This window comes from Pseudomonas sp. R1-15, assembly GCF_051132085.1.
In the GTDB taxonomy this organism is placed as follows: domain Bacteria; phylum Pseudomonadota; class Gammaproteobacteria; order Pseudomonadales; family Pseudomonadaceae; genus Aquipseudomonas.
Map to the genome: position 1 here is coordinate 491,039 of NZ_CP071660.1, position 16,923 is coordinate 507,961.

Annotated in this window: 16 protein-coding genes and 1 pseudogene; 4 read left to right on the forward strand and 13 right to left on the reverse strand. The window is 61.9% G+C overall.

Going from position 1 to position 16,923, the window contains the following annotated elements; genetic code table 11:
* Positions 1–51 precede the first annotated feature (51 nt).
* From J3P97_RS02125 to J3P97_RS02150, 6 genes are read right to left on the reverse strand one after another with little or no spacing between them, the layout of a single operon-like run.
* Entirely contained in the window at positions 52–1,734 is a 1,683-nt protein-coding gene (locus J3P97_RS02125) for an AMP-binding protein (RefSeq protein WP_434602602.1), read from the reverse strand.
* Positions 1,731–2,276, reverse strand: coding sequence for a hypothetical protein (locus J3P97_RS02130; protein ID WP_434673372.1), 546 nt, complete (start codon positions 2,274–2,276; stop codon positions 1,731–1,733). Before J3P97_RS02130 ends, J3P97_RS02125 begins: the two co-directional genes overlap by 4 nt.
* Positions 2,273–2,527, reverse strand: coding sequence for an acyl carrier protein (locus J3P97_RS02135; protein ID WP_434570106.1), 255 nt, complete (start codon positions 2,525–2,527; stop codon positions 2,273–2,275). The genes J3P97_RS02130 and J3P97_RS02135 overlap by 4 nt, the downstream gene beginning before the upstream one ends.
* A 9-nt stretch (positions 2,528–2,536) precedes the next feature.
* Positions 2,537–2,794 carry a phosphopantetheine-binding protein gene (locus J3P97_RS02140; RefSeq protein WP_434570104.1) on the reverse strand — a complete coding sequence of 86 codons (258 nt, stop codon included), beginning with the start codon at positions 2,792–2,794 and terminating at the stop codon, positions 2,537–2,539.
* Positions 2,775–3,584 carry a lysophospholipid acyltransferase family protein gene (locus tag J3P97_RS02145; protein WP_434570102.1) on the reverse strand — a complete coding sequence of 270 codons (810 nt, stop codon included), beginning with the start codon at positions 3,582–3,584 and terminating at the stop codon, positions 2,775–2,777. Before J3P97_RS02145 ends, J3P97_RS02140 begins: the two co-directional genes overlap by 20 nt.
* On the reverse strand, positions 3,560–4,279 hold the full coding sequence (locus J3P97_RS02150; RefSeq protein ID WP_434673373.1) for a beta-ketoacyl synthase chain length factor: 720 nt from the start codon (positions 4,277–4,279) through the stop codon (positions 3,560–3,562). The genes J3P97_RS02145 and J3P97_RS02150 overlap by 25 nt, the downstream gene beginning before the upstream one ends.
* 358 nt (positions 4,280–4,637) lie before the next feature.
* Between J3P97_RS02150 and J3P97_RS02155 the strand changes: the two genes are divergently transcribed.
* On the forward strand, positions 4,638–5,408 hold the full coding sequence (locus J3P97_RS02155; protein WP_434673374.1) for a ParA family protein: 771 nt from the start codon (positions 4,638–4,640) through the stop codon (positions 5,406–5,408).
* A 124-nt stretch (positions 5,409–5,532) separates the two neighbouring features.
* Here J3P97_RS02155 and trxC read toward each other — a convergent pair whose 3' ends face one another.
* Together trxC and ycaC are read right to left on the reverse strand one after the other, a co-directional pair.
* Positions 5,533–5,955 carry a thioredoxin TrxC gene (trxC, locus tag J3P97_RS02160; RefSeq protein WP_434673375.1) on the reverse strand — a complete coding sequence of 141 codons (423 nt, stop codon included), beginning with the start codon at positions 5,953–5,955 and terminating at the stop codon, positions 5,533–5,535.
* Positions 5,956–6,119: 164 nt separating this feature from the next.
* Positions 6,120–6,746: an isochorismate family cysteine hydrolase YcaC gene (gene ycaC, locus J3P97_RS02165; RefSeq protein WP_018603387.1), complete on the reverse strand. Its 627-nt coding sequence runs from the start codon at positions 6,744–6,746 to the stop codon at positions 6,120–6,122.
* Positions 6,747–7,031: 285 nt separating this feature from the next.
* On the opposite strand from ycaC, the gene J3P97_RS02170 reads away from it, so the two are divergent.
* From J3P97_RS02170 to J3P97_RS02180, 3 genes are all read left to right on the forward strand, one after another.
* Positions 7,032–7,301, forward strand: coding sequence for a hypothetical protein (locus J3P97_RS02170; protein WP_434673376.1), 270 nt, complete (start codon positions 7,032–7,034; stop codon positions 7,299–7,301).
* A gap of 165 nt (positions 7,302–7,466) precedes the next feature.
* Positions 7,467–7,763, forward strand: coding sequence for a type II toxin-antitoxin system HigB family toxin (locus tag J3P97_RS02175; RefSeq protein ID WP_434673377.1), 297 nt, complete (start codon positions 7,467–7,469; stop codon positions 7,761–7,763).
* The gene (locus J3P97_RS02180) at positions 7,760–8,161 is read left to right on the forward strand and encodes a helix-turn-helix domain-containing protein (protein ID WP_434673378.1); all 402 of its coding nucleotides are present in this window, start codon (positions 7,760–7,762) and stop codon (positions 8,159–8,161) included. Before J3P97_RS02175 ends, J3P97_RS02180 begins: the two co-directional genes overlap by 4 nt.
* A 16-nt stretch (positions 8,162–8,177) precedes the next feature.
* Here the strand turns inward: J3P97_RS02180 and selO are convergent, their stop codons facing one another.
* The 5 genes and pseudogenes from selO to J3P97_RS02205 form a co-directional block, all read right to left on the reverse strand.
* Entirely contained in the window at positions 8,178–9,641 is a 1,464-nt protein-coding gene (selO, locus tag J3P97_RS02185) for a protein adenylyltransferase SelO (RefSeq protein WP_434602608.1), read from the reverse strand.
* A gap of 37 nt (positions 9,642–9,678) precedes the next feature.
* Positions 9,679–13,041 carry a mechanosensitive channel MscK gene (gene mscK, locus J3P97_RS02190; protein WP_434602609.1) on the reverse strand — a complete coding sequence of 1,121 codons (3,363 nt, stop codon included), beginning with the start codon at positions 13,039–13,041 and terminating at the stop codon, positions 9,679–9,681.
* A gap of 34 nt (positions 13,042–13,075) precedes the next feature.
* Entirely contained in the window at positions 13,076–14,818 is a 1,743-nt protein-coding gene (locus tag J3P97_RS02195; RefSeq protein WP_434673379.1) for a potassium/proton antiporter, read from the reverse strand.
* Between the two features lie 283 nt (positions 14,819–15,101).
* Complete coding sequence (locus J3P97_RS02200) at positions 15,102–15,974, reverse strand: methyl-accepting chemotaxis protein (RefSeq protein ID WP_434604974.1); 873 nt, start codon at positions 15,972–15,974, stop codon at positions 15,102–15,104.
* 30 nt (positions 15,975–16,004) lie between these two features.
* Positions 16,005–16,877, reverse strand: a pseudogene (locus J3P97_RS02205) (MCP four helix bundle domain-containing protein); the annotation flags it as partial.
* Positions 16,878–16,923: the final 46 nt, after the last annotated feature.

Here is a 16,923-nt window from a genome sequence, read left to right on the forward strand (position 1 = left end):
GCTTCGCACTCGAGCGGGAGCAAGCTCCCTCGCCACAGGACAGCGGTGCGGTTAGTCATCGGCCACCCCCAGAACAATCCGCCCACTGGAGCACGCCGCGGTGTCATTGCGATAGGTGAAATACAACTTGCCGCGCTCGCGATCGAAGCGCAGGTGTAGCTGGATTTCATCGCCGGGGCGCACCAGTTGCTGGAATTTCAGCACTTCCATGCCGACGAACCGTGGCGGCAACTCCATGAGTTGGCGGCCCAGGTTCAAGGCCCAGTCCACTTGCACCACGCCAGGCAGGACCGGCGCGGTGGGAAAGTGACCGCTGAAGTACGCCAGGTCTGGAGGCACGGCCAGACGCAGGTTCCATTCGCCGTCGGTCTCGCCTTGGTCGAGCACTTCAGGCGCCTTCGGACGTGGCGCCATCAGCAAAGTTTCGACCTCGGCCTGGGCCAGTTTGCCCTGGGCGTTGAATGGCAGTTGCCGCAGCCAGCGCCAGCGTCGTGGCAGGGCCAGGGTTTCGCAGTGTCCGCTCAGGTGCTGTCGCAGGGCCTCGGTCATGGCTCGTCGGCCCAGGTTGCGCAAGGCATGCAGGCCGGTTTCGCTGAGCACCAGCAGTGCGCCGAGAGAAGCACGATTTTCCTGGACCACCCCCAGCCGTGCTTCGCTGACCCAGTCGTGGGCCGTCAGCGCCTGCTCCAGCATTGGCAAAGAGATACGTTTTTCTTCAAGCTTGACGATGCGATCCAGGCGGCCGAGCAATTCGAAGCGCCCGTCCTCAGTGATACGCGCCGCGTCGGCGGTGTGCTCGACATGGCCGCTTGGGAGATAAGGCGAAGCAATCAGCAGGGCGCCGTCACTGTCCTGGCCCAGTTCGACGCCGGCAAAGGGTTGCCAGAGGTCGCCGCCCTGACGCCAGGCGATACCGCCGGTTTCCGAGCTGCCGAACACTTCCGTTGGCCATTGTCCCAGGCGTTGCCGAAGGCTGCGGGCTGCTTCGGCCGGCAGTGCGCCGCCGGAGGAGAACACCCGGCGCACGCTGCTCAAGGCCGGCCAATCGAGATTGTCGCCCATGCGCTTGAGCAGCGCCGGGCTGGCGACCCAGGCAAATGCCGGATGCTCGCGACTGGCGCGCTGAAGGTCTTCCGGGAAAGCCAACTGCCGGCGCACAAAGGTGCGTCCGGCGCATAACGGCCACAGCACCCGGAACAGCAGACCGTAGATATGCTGGGTGGCGACGCTGCCGATCATGCAGGCCTGCGGACCGAGGTCGGCGCCCCACAATTGCTCCAGCGCCTGGACTTCATTGCTCAGCTGGCGCAGGGTTTTCTCGATGCGCTTGGGCTCGCCACTGGAGCCGGAGGTGCACAGGGTCAACCAGCACTGATCGAGGTCCAGTTCGGCAGCCTCCAGCGGCGCCTGGCGGATCTCGTCGAGCCGGGCGTCTACGGGCAGGTCGGTCAGCCACAAGTCGACGTCGGCCGACCAGCGCTGACGGGTTTGCGCTTGCAGGTCGGCGGGTAGCAGCACATGCGCCCCGGCGCGCCAGGCGCCGAGCAGGGCTACCGCGAGGTCGGCGGCATCTTCGAAATGCACGGCCACGCGCCGGATGCCCCGGGCTTGCAGGCCCGCGGCCAGGCACAGCGCGTCGTCGCGCAGTTGCGCGTGATTTATAGCCGGGGCGACTGCAACAACGCGGTCCGGCTGGGCCTTGAGCAGCATCTGCTCAAGTGTTATCCAATTCATGGGCGGCCTCTTACCCGTTGTCGTATGAGCCATTCAATGGCAAACATCAGGCCCATCAGTCCGTAGGAAATCAGGCCGGTGTACAACATCCACCAGCTCAGCGGCGCCCAAAGCGTCAGGACCGCAGCAAGCACACCGTTACACAGGAAAAACACACTCCAGGCCACTGTCACCTGGCGGGTATAGATCACCGCCCTGGCCGGCAATTGCGGTTCCCGCAGGCGGGCCAGGCGTTCAACCATCGGCGGGCCATATTTCAGGCTCAGGGTGAACAGCCCGAGCATGAACGCGCTGATCAGCACCGGATACCAGCGCAGCAGGAGCGGGCTGTCGAACACCGCGAGCAATACACAAAAGGTAATCGCCGATGCCGCCATCCAGCGATTGCCGGGGTTGCCTTTGCCGAGCAACGCCCGGGCCAGCCACAGGCCACCCAATAACAGCCCGAACTGCCATGGAGCAAAGTGCTCCATGCCGAAATACACCGCGAAGGGGTACAGCAGGCCCGCCAGCAGCAGGCCGAGGCCAATCAGCCGGCTCATGCGGCCGGTTGGACCAGTCGATAGACCGCCTCGACCACGTCGTTGACGGTGCGCACCGACTTGAATTCTTCGGCGGCAATCTTCTTGCCGGTCTGGCGCTTGATGTGGTCGATCAGGTCGACCGCATCGATGCTGTCGATTTCCAGATCCTGGTACAGGTTGGCTTCCAGCGTCACGCGATCGGGCTCCAGCTCGAAGAGCTCGACCAGGGCAGCACGCAGAATGTTGAAAATGTCGTCGCGAGTTTGCATGGTCCGGTCTCAGGGGCGTTTTGCAGTGACGAAGGCCGCAAGGCTTGCCACATTGCTGAAATGGTTACGGGTGTCCTTGGCGTCGGCGTCGATCTTGATGCCGTACTGCTTCTGAATCGCCAGGCCGAGCTCCAGGGCATCCACCGAATCCAGGCCCAGGCCTTCGCCGAACAGGGTCTGGTCGTCGCCGATGTCCTCGACGGCGATGTCTTCCAGGCCAAGGGCGTCGATGATCAGCTGTTTGATGTCACGGTGCAGATCGCTCATCTTCGGCGAGCTCCTTGATGTAATAGTGATGCAGAAAATCGTTGAGCCGGCGCGAAGCCTGCGGCGGGGGGCCAAGCGCGGTGAAGGCTTGTGGGTCTATATCGGCCCCAACGCGAAAACTGAAGTGCACGCGCCGCTGGGGGATGCGATACCAGGGTTCGGCCTTGGTCAGGGTGGTGGGGCTGACCTTGATCGTCACGGGTGTGAGGATCTTCGCGCCCCGCAGGGCGATGGCCGCGGCCCCGCGATGAAAGGCCGGGGCCTGGCCTGGCTGGGTGCGCGTACCTTCGGGAAAGACGATCAGGCACTGGCCGTCTTGCAGCGCGTCACTGGCTGCATCGAGCATGTCCATGCTGCCATCGTTGCTGATGTATTGCGTCGAGCGCAGCGGGCCACGGGTAAAGGGGTTGGTCCAGAGACTCTGCTTGACCACGCAGTTGGCGTCGCGCACCAGCCCGATCAGGAACACCACGTCGATCAGCGAGGGGTGGTTGGCGATGATCATCTGCCCGGGCCGGCCGAGTTTCTCCGCGCCGTCGATTCGATAGGTGAGCACGCCGGTACGGGCCATGAACCGGATGAAGAACCAGAACAGACGTCCAACCGTGCGGCGTGCCCGTTGCCGATGGGCCGTGGGATCGCCGGGTAACGCACTGAGCAACGGGAACACCACCAATCGCAGGCACAGCCCGCCCAGCCCGAAGAGGGCGAAGCTTGCAGCGGTCGCGAGCAGGCGCCAATAGTAGGCGTCGCGATGTTTACCGGTCACCGGTTGCGTTGCCAGGTCCATAGACGATTCTTCCAGGCATGTTGGCAGGTGGTGTCGTTTTCCAGCAGCTTACGCAGCAGATCCAGGGCATGGGGCCAGTCGCTGCCGGGCATGGGTGCCGGCGGGCTGGATAATTCAAGTTGCCAGTCGTCGCCCGGGGTCAGCAGGAGCCCCAGCGCATAGGGAAACGGCACGTCGTTGACCCACGGCGCGTACACCTGCGGTGGTTGCTCTTCAGTGATCACCAGCAGTACCGCCGGCGCACCCTCGTTCAGCAGTGCGGCGGCCTCCAGCATGCCGTGCTCCAGGCCGTCGCCGGTAGCGGCGAGGGCGGTCATCTCGCTGGTTTCGCCGCGCATGATCGACCACAGGCCGATGACGGCGTTATGCACCGACAGGCTGAACTGTGTCGGTGATAAAGGCTGATCGGCTGCCAGGTCCTTGAGAATCTCAAAAGTGCGCGGGGTTTCGCCGTGACGGGAAATAAAGACCAACGGCAGGTCCGGTCGACCTTCGGCCAGTGGCCAGGCGACGCTGAACGCCATGCGCGCCAGGCGGCTGAGTCGGCGGCGCTGCATGGCCGGCAGGAAAGACACGTCAGGGGCCGCATCGCTGATGGGCGGCACAGCCGGTTGTCGGCTCCATGCCTGCCAATCGTCCACGCTTTCGAGCCCAGGGGCCCATGCGCGCCATTGGGCGATGTTGAAATTGATCACAGACTCATCCCACCCCTGCGGGCTTTTTCTTGTCACGGTTCAGTGGCTTGACCCGCGTCCAACCCTGCATGGCCTTGCGACCCAAGTGGCGCGCATTATCCCGGTGCGGTTGGCTTGTAGCAAATGCTGGTTACATTTTGTCCAGGGAAATCCGTCGGCTGGTCAGGCCCTGCTCGGGCATGGCCGTTATCGCGCTTGTAACGACGCTGTCTGCTGGGCGCTTCGGCTACTTGATGAGCAAATTGACGCTCGGTTCCGCGAAAAAGCCACCGACACTGTAATCCGTCCATGACCGAGGTAGCGAAGCGGCGCCTTGGCCTACTACACTCGGGAATCTTTGATACACGGAGGTTTTGTCATGCGGCGTGTGGTGTTCAATCAGAAAGGTGGCGTGGGCAAGTCCAGCATCGCCTGCAATCTGGCGGCGGTCAGCGCCAGTGAGGGTTATCGCACGCTGCTGGTGGACCTGGATGCCCAGGCCAACTCCACTCAATACCTGACTGGCCTGACGGGCGAGGACATTCCCATGGGAATCGCCGACTTCTTCAAGCAGACCCTGTCGTCGGGGCCCTTCTCGAAGAAGAACAAGGTCGATATCTACGAGACGCCGTTTGACAACCTGCATGTCATCACCGCCACGGCGGAATTGACGGATCTGCAGCCCAAGCTTGAGGCGAAACACAAGATCAACAAGCTGCGCAAGCTGCTCGAAGAGCTCGACGAGGACTACGACCGGATCTACCTGGATACTCCACCAGCCCTGAACTTCTATGCGGTTTCCGCGCTGATCGCCGCAGATCGGGTACTGATCCCTTTCGATTGCGACAGCTTCTCCCGCCAGGCGCTGTATGGCCTGATGGCGGAAATCGAAGAGCTGAAGGACGACCATAACGAAGGCCTGGAAGTAGAAGGCATCGTCGTCAACCAGTTCCAGGCCCGCGCCAGCCTGCCGCAGCAGATCCTCGACGAATTGATTGCCGAAGGCCTGCCGGTTTTACCGGTGTACCTGAGCAGTTCGGTGCGCATGCGTGAGTCGCACCAGGCGAGCCTGCCGCTGATCCACCTGGACCCGCGGCATAAGCTGACCCAGCAGTTTGTGGAATTGCATAATCTGCTGGAAAACGCCTGATTTACAGGCATAAACCAAATCCACCTGTGGGAGCGAGCCTGCTCGCGAAGGCGGTGGCACATTCAACATTGGGGCTGCCTGACAGTCCGCTTTCGCGAGCAGGCTCGCTCCCACAGTGCTGAGGTCAAATCCCCTGGCCGCGCAACCAACTCATCAGCTGTGGCAAAGGAAACGCGCCGCTCTGCCTGGCAACCTCTCGGCCATCCTTGAACAGAATCAGGCTGGGAATCGAGCGAATCCCCAGCTGGGCCGACAGTTGTTGATTGGCCTCGCTGTCGAGCTTGGCCAGTCGGCATTTACCCGCCAGCTGCGCGGCGGCCTGTTCGAACACCGGCGCAAAGGACTTGCACGGACCGCACCAGTGCGCCCAGACATCCACCAATAACGGCAGGTCGCCCTTGATCTGGCTGGCGTAGTCGCCTTGCTTGAGTTCGAACGGTTCGCTCAATAACACCTGGGCCTTGCAACGTCCGCACTTGGGCTGGTCGCCCAGGCGTTCGGCGGGGATGCGATTGAGGCCGTTGCAATGAGGGCAGGGGATCAGCATCGGGTCGGTCTCCTGAAAATCGTTGGCACAACACTATACGCAAATCACAAAAAAACCTGTGGGAGCGAGCCTGCTCGCGAAGGCGGAGGATCAGTCAAGAATAATCGACTGTCGGACCGCTTTCGCGAGCAGGCTCGCTCCCACAGGGTATATCGGTGTGGCCGTTACTTCGCGTTGGTCAGCGTGTTGTAGCTGGTCATGAGGTTGCGATAGTCCGGGATGTGGTTGGAGAACAGGGTCGCCAGACCTTCCACATCGTTGCGCCAGTCGCGGTGCAGTTCGCAGGCCAGGCCGAACCACGTCATCAATTGCGCGCCCGAGGAGGACATGCGGTCCCACGCCGATTGGCGGGTCAGTTCATTGAACGTACCGGACGCATCGGTCACTACGAACACCTCGAAACCTTCAGCCAGGGCCGACAGGGCCGGGAAGGCTACGCAGACTTCAGTCACGACACCGGCGATGATCAATTGCTTCTTGCCGGTGGCCTTGATCGCCTTGACGAAATCTTCGTTGTCCCAGGCGTTGATCTGGCCAGGACGAGCAATGTAGGGAGCGTCCGGGAACAGCGTCTTGAGTTCTGGCATCAGCGGGCCGTTGGGGCCGGTTTCGAAGCTGGTGGTGAGGATGGTCGGCAGTTGGAAGTACTTGGCCAGGTCAGCCAGGGCCAGCACGTTGTTCTTGAAACGGTCCGGGTCGATGTCGCGCACCAGCGACAGCAGGCCAGCCTGGTGGTCCACCAGCAGAACGGCGGCGTTATCTTTGTCGAGACGGTTGTAGGAAGTAGTCATGGCGTAGTCCTCTAAGTTTTGGTGGCCGAACGTTTCGGCGTGAGTAAGGGTTTCTAGATGTCGGTAAATCGGTGATCCATCTGGCCGAAGCGCCGGCTTCAATCCGTGTTGCGTTTCGATGGGTAAAGATTAAAACCGACACCTTTGTCGCGCCAGACTGCAAAAATCAGCCTTAGCGTTCTATTTTAGGAACGATGCGCTGCGCCATTCATCAGATGAGCCGCACCCCGAGCCCGCCAGACCCTCAAAACACCACAACGTAATTTTTGCGAACCCGGAGGTCCCATGAGCAATCCTCAAGACCCAACCCTTCCCCAGACGCTGGACAACCCCAACGACGACGGCTTCGTGCTTGGCACCGCCGGCCGCGACGAAGACCCGAACGCCGCCACGGCCTATGCGACCGATGACCGCCATGATCGCGATGAGCTGACCCCGGAAGACGCCCGCGGCATGCCGGGGTATCCCGACGAAAAAAAAACGGCGGAACCGGCGGCGGAAGAAGCGGAATCGGGAATCGAGACGCCTGAGCAGGGGAACGATAAGGCGGGGTGAACAGCGTTCATATCTGCTGACATTTACTCCTCATACCTGAAGCTTTTGGCGACTAGGCTGGAAATCTTCAATAGCTGACCGTCTGTCTAACTGGCGTATCGCAATTTGCGATACGCCAGTTTCGTGTTTAACTTTCCTCATAGCAAAGTGCGATAAGGATTTTGCGTGCATGTGATTACTGAGAAGCGCATCTGGGAGGCCAAGGAGAAATGGCCACATTCAGCGAGCGCGTTGGATCAATGGTATCGGTTGATCAAACGCAACCATCCGACGGATTTTGCGGCGCTGAAAAAGCTGTTTCCGGCAACCGATAAGGTCGGTCCGCTGCACGTATTTGACATCGGTGGAAACAAGCTGCGGCTGATTGCGGTAATTCATTACCGTCACCAGCGTCTCTACATCAAATGCGTGCTTGACCATCGGGAATACGACAGAGGCAAGTGGAAGGAGGAAAGGGAATGAGTGCACTCATAGAACAGGCGGCTGCCCATTGGGAATTTGTATCGCCTCTGCTTCGCAAGCCCAAGAGCGAGGAAGATTACGATCGTCTGGCTGGCGCTCTTGATGAGCTATTGGAGCGGGTGGGAGAAGACGAAGCACACCCACTTATGAGCCTGGTCGAGATCATCAGTGAATGGATCGAAGCCTGGGACCATCAGCAGCGGCCGATGCCCGAGGCAAGTGGTGTCGAGGCGCTTCGTTATCTGATGCGCGAACATGGCTTGAACCAAAGCGACTTGTCAGGTGTAGGCGCCCAGTCGGTCGTCTCGGAGATACTGAGCGGCAGGCGTCAGCTCAACTTGCGGCAGATCCGCTGGCTTGCAGAGCGCTTCGGTGTCTCGGTTGAAACTTTCATCTGATGGACTGGCAGGCGGCTTACGACGAGCAACTGATCTCCAGGTGCTTGCCCCATTCCGGCGGCCTTTCGGCGTAGCTGTCCATGCCCGGTTGTTCCTCGAACGGACGGGACAGTACGCCGTGGAGGCGGCGGACTTCTTCGTAGTCGCCTGATTCGGCGGCGTCGATGGCTTTCTGCGCCAGGTAGTTGCGTAATACATACAACGGATTGACCGCGTGCATGCGGGCTCTGCGCTGGGCTTGATCGATAACGCCCTCGCGATTGACCCGAGCGAGGTAAAGCTCGCCCCAGGCATCGAAACCCTTGAGATCAACAAAGTCATCGCGCAAGCGGGCGACGGCCTGTTCGGGCGCCTGTTCGCCCAGGCGACGGAAAAACAGGCTGTAGTCGACGCCGCTGTTCTGCATCAGTTGCAGCAGGCGCTCCACCAGTTTCTGGTCATCGTCCTCGGCGCGGGTCAGGCCGAGGCGGCGGCGCATCAGGTCCAGGTAGTGGGCCTGGTACAGCGGCAGATACAGACCCAGGGTCTCGCGCAGGGCGTCGACGCTGATGAAGGGGGTCAGGGCCTGGGCCAAGGCGCTGAGGTTCCACTGGCCGATGGGCACCTGGTTGCTGAATGAATAGCGGCCCTGGTCGTCGGAGTGGTTGCAGATGAAGTTGGCGTCGAAGTCATCGAGGAAGGCGAAAGGGCCGAAGTCGAAGGTGATACCCAATATCGACATGTTGTCGGTATTCATTACCCCGTGACAGAAGCCGTAGGCCTGCCATTTGGCAATCAACTCGGCGTTGCGTTCGACAATCTCCCGATACATCGCCAGGTACGGTTCCGGCTGCTCCCGGCATTCAGGGAAATGCAGGTTCAGCACGTGCTCGGCCAGGGCCGCGTGCAACTCCGGTTTCTTGGTGTAGTAGAAGTATTCGAAATGTCCGAAGCGCACATGGCTCGGCGCCAGGCGCAGCACCATGGCGGCGCGCTCCTGCTTTTCGCGCCATACCGGGGTGTCGGAGCCGATCACACACAGCGCGCGCGTGGTCGGGATGCCCAACGCATGCAAGGCTTCGGAGGCGAGGAATTCGCGGATCGAGGAGCGCAGTACCGCCCGGCCATCGCCCATCCGCGAAAACGGCGTCTGGCCGGCGCCCTTGAGGTGCAGGTCCCAATGCTCGCCGGCCTCGTTGTACACCTCGCCCAGCAGCAACCCGCGGCCATCGCCCAATTGCGGATTGTAGTGGCCGAACTGATGCCCGGAATACACCATGGCCCGAGGCTCGGTTTCGGCCCAGAGTTTGTGGCCGCCGAAAATTTCGGCAAACAGTGGCGTCTGTGCTTCGGCCGGATCCAGGTCAAGCAGCGCCATCGCGGCCGGGCTGGCAACCACCAGGCGTGGATTGTCGATGGGCTCCGGCAGCACGTGGGCCGAGAAACCGTCGCCCAGGCGGGCGAAGCGGTTATCGAAAGTCAGCGTTTCCAGTGTTTTCATGGCCATCTCCGACGGGGCGCCCGCAGGCATCCCGCGATCAGTCGAGTGTCTGTTGCGGTGGCTCGGGAACGGGCTTGATGCTGGCTACGGTCGAGGGCACAGGCCCGAGGGTCTTGTGGTCGGGCTCGGCGGGCACCAGTTTGTATTCCTGGCCTTGCAGGTTCTTCAGATAGATCTCCATCTGACGGAACGAGATGTTGATATGTTCCTTCTTGAATTCCCGGTTGATGAACCGGTTGATCTCGTCCAGCACCGGGTTGCGGTCGCCGAGGTCGCGCACGTGCATGCGCAGCTCGTGGTCCAGGGTGCTTTCACCGAAGTTCAGGAAGTACACGATCGGCTCCGGCTCCTTCAACACACGCGGGTTGTCGCGGGCAGCCTTGAGCAGCAGTTCGCGAACCCGATCCAGGTCCGAGCCGTAGTCCACGCCGAGTTTCAGGGTTACACGGGTCACGGTGTCGGTCAGCGACCAGTTGATCAGTTGCCCGGTGATGAAGGTTTTGTTCGGGACGATGATGTCCTTGCGATCGAAGTCGGTGATGGTGGTCGCGCGAATGCGGATCTTGCTGACCGTGCCCGACAGGTTGCCGATGGTGATGGTGTCGCCGATCCGTACCGGGCGCTCGAACAGGATCATGATGCCGGAGATGAAGTTGGCGAAGATCTCCTGCATGCCGAAGCCCAGGCCCACCGACAGCGCGGCCACCAGCCATTGCAGCTTGTCCCAGCTCACGCCCAGTGTGGACAACGTCGTGACAAAGCCGACGCCGGCGATGACATAGGACAGCAGCGTGGTGGTGGCGTAGGCGCTGCCCTGGGCCAGGTTCAGCTTCGACAGCACGAACACTTCCAGCAGGCCAGGCAGGTTGCGGGCCAGGGCGAAGGTGATACCGATGATGATCAGGGCGCCAAGCATGTCGCCGATGCTGATGGGCACCATGCTCATGTTCACGCCGGTGCCGCTGGTGTATTCGTAGAGGGTGATGTTGTCCAGGTAGGAGAACACGCTGATCAGGTCCGACCAGACCCAGTACAGCGCGGCCATGAAACCGCCCAGCAGGGCCAGGCGGATCAGGCGCAGGGACTGTTCGTTGACCTTCTCGATGTCCAGGGTCGGCTCCTCGACCACCGTTTCACCGTCGCCGACCTCCTTGGCCGCCTGACGCTTGGCCAGGGCGCGCTGGTAGGCCAGTCGCCGGGCCGCGACCGACAGGCCGCGCACGAATGTGGCTTCGATTACCAGCCAGAACATCAGCAGGTACAGGGTATTGATCAAGCGATCGCTGAGTTTCAACGCGGTGTAGTAGTAGCCGAAGCAGACAGCGACGAACAATGCGATCGGCAGCGCGGTGAACAGCACGCCGACGGCCTTGCGAAACAGCGAGGCGTTGGTGTGCGTCGGGCTGCTGAGCAGCAGTCGGCTGAGCAGCCAGGCCATCGAGGCGTAGCAGGTCAACACCACCGGCATGCCGAGTACGTCGTCGGCCAGGGCCGACGGCTGCAACTCCGCCACGGCAACCACCGCCACCAGGGCCAGCACCACCAGGCCAAGTCGACGGATCCAGGCCTGGAGGAATTCCACCTGGGGTTTTTCCCAGCGGAAATGCAGCTCGGCGACGCCTCCGGGAGAGAGGATTCGATAGGCGGTATAGAACACCAGCCAGGCTTGGCCGATCTGCAGTAGCGCGGCGCCGAGGTTGGTGTTCTGGCCGCGGGCGTCGATCTGCAAGGCATAGCCGCACAGCGCGAGTGCCAGGGCCACCGGCATCGCCAGCAGAATGTTGATCAGGATCGCCTGTGGGGTGTGCCACTGGCTGTCGCGCTTGAAGTGGCCGACATCCTGGTGAACCTTGTTCAAGCGCGCATAAAGATTCTTGCGTCGCCACAGCAGCGCACCGATCAGCAGGGCCAGGGGCAGGAACAGCAGCGGCCGCTGGGTCAGGCCGTCAGCCAGCTCACTGAGGCTCGACGCCCAGGGCAGCGAGTCGACCTGCTTCTCCAGGCGGGCCGGCACTCCACGCATCCATTCGAAATCCAGCGGTTTGTTGCTGGGAATCCAGAACATCTGTTCTTCGAGCGTTGCCCGCAGGTTCTGGGCGGTACTGAGCAGTTGCTTCTGGTTGAGCTGCAAGGTGATGGATTCGTTGAGCACCGCGCTCAACTCACGGTTCAGCCGTTCCAACAGGTCGACCCGGGTCAGCGCCAGCTCCAGCAGCGTCTTGCGCAGTTGCGGCGTGACTTGCTCCGACGGCTGGGACGCCAGCAGGCTGTCGACATAGGCGCCGGGATTGTTCAACAGCTCGCGTTGCTGGCTGACCTCGAACTGGTACAGGCGGATGTCGGCGATCTGGTCGGCGAGGTTCTGGTCCAGTTTCAGGTGTGGCAGGGTCTGGCGCTGCTTGTAGAGAATCTTGGAGAGCAGCAGGCTGCCCTTGAGCACGCTGATCTGCTCATCCAGGGCGGCGTCGGTCTGGGTGACGCTATCGAGCAACTGCTTGGTTTGCAGGTTCTGCTGGGTGACCTCGTTGAGCCGATCGGTGCTTTTGAGCAGGTAATCGGAGAGCTTCAGGTTGGCCGAACTTTCGGTCGCCAGCAGGCTGCTGCCGCCGGCCTTCTGCGCTTCGATGGATTGCTGGGTCACCGTTTCCTGGGACTGGGCCAGGCGCTTCTGGTTGATCAGGTTCTGCAGATCCTGGATCTCTCGCTCCATGCGGTCGATCTTTTCCGACAGCAAATCATGCTGGCTGTTGCCCAGGTCTTGCAACTGGCTGTTGCCGGCCAGCTCCTGGCGGCGCAATGGAATCAGCGCATTGAGGGCCGCCAGTTCAGCGTTGAGCTGGTCGCGCTGTTCGGCGCTGAGGGCCTTGCCGGCGTCGCGGCCGGCCTTGAGGATGGTGTTGATCTGCTGGATGCGGGTCTGGCTGGCGGAGATTTCCGCCTGGGCGCGCTCGGGGCGGGTCTGGGCGGTGATCACCAGGCTGTTGGCGTCGGCCAGGGCCTTTTGCAGGTCGCTCTGCTGGGTGGAGCGCTCCGTCAGCATCTGTTCGAGCTGAGGGATGGGCAGGTTAGCGTAGCGCTGCGCCACCGGCACCACATTGGTGCCCTTGAGCCGCGCCAGCTCGCGCTGGTTCTCGATGTTCTGCTTGGGGGCGTTGGCCAGTTGCTGCTTGAGGGCTTGCAGCTTCTGTTCGTAGTCGGCCTTGTTGCTGAGCTGGGTCAGGGTGTTCTGCAACACGGCCTGCAAGGCTTTCTGGTCGGCCTCCGGCAGTTTGCGGTCGGCGATCTTGTCCAGGCTGGCCTGGACCGAGGCGCTGGTAGGCGGTTCGGCGGCGTGCACCGTGCAGATGGAAAGACTCAGGCCGAGCAGGGCAATGGCGAAAAAGGAGCGCAGGGTAGGCATAAAGACCGGTCAAGCAAGTGAGAGTGGGAGCAGTTTAGAGGAACAAGCCGGGGCCCGGGCGACTTCCTTCGGGGAATCTGACGCCCACTTTGCCGATCTTGTTCCCGTCCATGGCCGCGACGGTCCACAGGGTACTGTTCCACTCCACCTGGTCGCCGACCACCGGAGCCCCCCCGACTTTCTGGGCAATGAAGCGGCCCAGGGACATGTCCGGATCGATGCCGTCGAGTTGCAGCCCGTACAGCGCCGCGACCGCGGCCAGCTGGGCGTCTCCTTCGAGTACGAAGTCGCCGAAAAAGCGCAGATCGAGGCCCCGTTGCGGCGCCTGGCTGAACAGTTTTCCCAGGGCTGGCAGGTCGTGTTCATGGCCGATTACACACAGCAGATCACCGACTTCCAGGACCGTACTACCCGACGGATGGAGTAGTTGCTGGCCACGAAACAAGGCCGCAATACGGGTTCCGTCAGGCATTTTCAGATCCCGAAGCGGCGAGCCGATGCACCACTTTTCCGCACCGAGGCGATAGATGAACAGCTCCCACTCGCTGGTGACGTGAACCTCCAGCGCTGCCCGGGAAATCGGCAGAGGTTCTGGCGGGACGGTCACGTGCAGAAGCTTGGCGACCCACGGCAGGCTCGTGCCTTGCACCAGCAGCGACACCAGCACGATAAAAAATGCCAGGTTGAAATAGAGCTGCGCGTGAGGCAAACCGGCCATCAGCGGGAACACCGCGAGGATGATCGGTACCGCGCCACGCAGGCCGACCCAGGAAATGAACACCTTCTCGCGACCGTGGAAAGCCTTGAACGGCAGCAGCCCGACCATGACCGACAGCGGGCGCGCGAACAGGATCATCCACAGGGCCAGGCCCAGGGCGGGGAGGGCGATCGGCAGCAGGTCATGGGGCGTGACCAGCAGGCCCAACACCAGGAACATGCCGATCTGCGCCAGCCAGGCCATGCCATCGAGCATATGCAGGATGCCGTGGCGACTGCGTATCGGGCGGTTGCCGATCGCCAGTCCGCACAGGTACACGGCCAGGAAGCCGCTGCCATGCAGGGCGTTGGTCAGGGCAAACACGGCCAGGCCGCCGCTGATCACCAGGATCGGGTAGAGGCCGTTGGCGAGGTTGATGCGGTTGACCAGTTGCAGCATCAGCCAGCCGCCACCCAGGCCGATCACGGCGCCGATACCGAACTCGCGCACCAGGTGCCCCAACAGGCTCCACTGCAGGCCGGTTTCGCCGCTGGCGAGCATGCCGATCAGGGTGACGGTGAGGAACACCGCCATCGGGTCGTTGCTGCCGGACTCGATTTCCAGAGTGGCGCTGACCCGTTCGTTGAGGCCTTTGCCGCCCAACAGCGAAAACACCGCCGCAGCGTCGGTGGAGCCGACGATCGCACCGATCAGCAGGCCCTGGATCAGGTTCAGGTCGAATAGCCACGCCGCTGCCAGGCCGGTCAGCCCGGTGGTGATCAGCACGCCGACGGTGGCCAGCGACAACGCCGGCCACAATGCCACGCGAAAGCTTGAGACCCGCGTGCGCAAGCCGCCGTCGAGCAGAATCACCGCCAGCGCGAGGTTGCCGACCAGGTAGGCCGTGGCGTAGTTGTCAAAAAGAATACCGGCACCGTCCACGCCGGCGACCATGCCCACGGCGAGGATGATCACCAGGATCGGGATGCCCAGGCGCGACGAAAGAGAACTGACCAGAATGCTCGCACTCACCAGCAACGCGCCGATCAAGAACAGGCTGTTGATGGTCGTCGCAGTCAAAGGCAGTACTCCGGAATCTTGAGGGGGCAGGCGCAAACTGACCATGCAGTCTGCGTGCCAGCGATTCTAACCTGTTGAAATGTGATGCTGTCAAAAAAGGTTGGGATCGGCGTATGTGCACCGGATCCAGAGAGGGAAACACCGTGGCGAGGGAGCTTGCTCCCGCTCGGCTGCGAAGCAGTCGTCGCTTTTAAAGACGGGGCCGCTGCGCAGTCCAGCGGGAGCAAGCTCGCTCACCACAAAAGCGTGGGTCGCGCACAGTCTGTGAGCGACCCACGGGCGGTCAGAGGCTGAACCGCCCGACCATGCTGTTCAGGTCCACGGCCAGGCGCGACAGTTCGGCGCTGGCGGCGGTGGTCTGGTTGGCGCCGGTGGCCGATTGCACCGACAGGTCGCGGATGTTCACCAGGTTGCGGTCGACTTCACGGGCCACCTGGGCCTGCTCCTCGGCGGCGCTGGCAATCACCAGATTGCGTTCGTTGATCTCGACGATGGCGGTGTTGATGGTGTCCAGGGACATCCCGGCGCCGCGGGCGATGTTCAATGTCGACTCGGCGCGTTCGGTGCTGTTGCGCATCGAATCCACGGCCTGTTCGGTGCCGCTCTGGATGCTGCCGATCATGCGCTCGATCTCGCTGGTCGACTGCTGGGTGCGATGGGCGAGGGCGCGTACTTCATCGGCTACCACCGCAAAACCACGACCGGCTTCACCGGCACGGGCCGCTTCAATGGCGGCGTTCAGTGCCAGCAGGTTGGTCTGGTCGGCCAGGCCACGGATCACGTCGAGCACTTTGCCGATATCGCGGGACTCATCGGCCAGGTTGCCGATCAGCGTGGCGGTGCTCTGTACGTCGGCGCTCATGCGTTCGATGGCGCTGACGGTTTCCTGCACCAGGTCGCGACCGTCACCCGCCGAAGTGGTGGCGTTCTTCGACGCTTCGGAAGTGCTGACCGCGTTGCGGGCCACCTCTTCCACGGCGCTGGTCATCTCGTTGACCGCCGTGGCGGCCTGTTCGATTTCGTTGTTCTGCTGGGTCAGGCCACGGGCACTTTCGTCGGTGACGCTGTTGAGCTCTTCGGCGGCGGAGGCCAGTTGGGTGGCCGAGCCGGAGATCCGCTGCAGCGTGTCGCGCAGTTTCTCCTGCATGGTCGCCATTGCTCGCAACAAACGGCCGGCTTCGTCGCTGCCATCCACGACGATCGGCCGGGTCAGGTTGCCCTTGGCGATTTCTTCGGCGGCATCCAGGGCGTTGGCGATTGGCTTGGTGATGCTGTTGGTCAGCAGCCAGGCGAACAGCAAAGTCAGGCCGGTGGCGATGACCAGTAGGGTAACGACCCAGTTGAACGCGGTTGAGGCCTGTTGCGCAGCACTTTGATTGAAGGCTTCTGCCTGCTTGTTGTTAATGTCAGTCAGGCGAGCCAGGACCGCGTTGACAGCTTCCGAATTGGTTTGCAGATCGTTACCGAGCAAGGTCCGCAGTTCATCGACCTGGTTATTGCGCGAAAGGGTCTTCATGCGCTCTTCAAGCTGACGGTACTGATTCAGCAACTGCACGTACTGGTCATAGGCGGCCCGTTCTTCCGGAGCGCTGATGAGCTTTTCATAAGCGCTTTGAGCCGTGCGGATCTGCTGGTTGCGTTGCTCGAACAACTCGAAGGTTTTTTGCTGGGTGTCCGGTTCGCGGTTGGTCAGCAAGCGATAGGACAGCACGCGCAGGCGCAGGGTCAGTTGGGTGAATTCGTCCAGGGCCTTGATGCTCGGCACGCTGTTTACAACGATGTTTTCGCCGGACGTGCGGATCTTGCTCATCTGGCTCAAGGCAAATACGCCCAAGGCCAGCATCAGGGCGCCGATCAGGGCAAACCCCAGGAACGCCCGCGGCGCGATGTTCATATTACGTAGGGACATGGAAGTTACCGTGAAAAAGCGCGTCCGTGCGGGGCTGTGACTGGTTTCCTGACTTATCGGTCTGGCGACTGAAGTCTTGAGGGCGCTGCGTGCTTTTGTCGCACGCCATCGGGGTTGGCGCGACGAAGGGTCGGAACCAGATTTCCCCATCACAGTCTTTACAGCTCGCGAGCGGGATACCGCTGCCTTCTGAGTC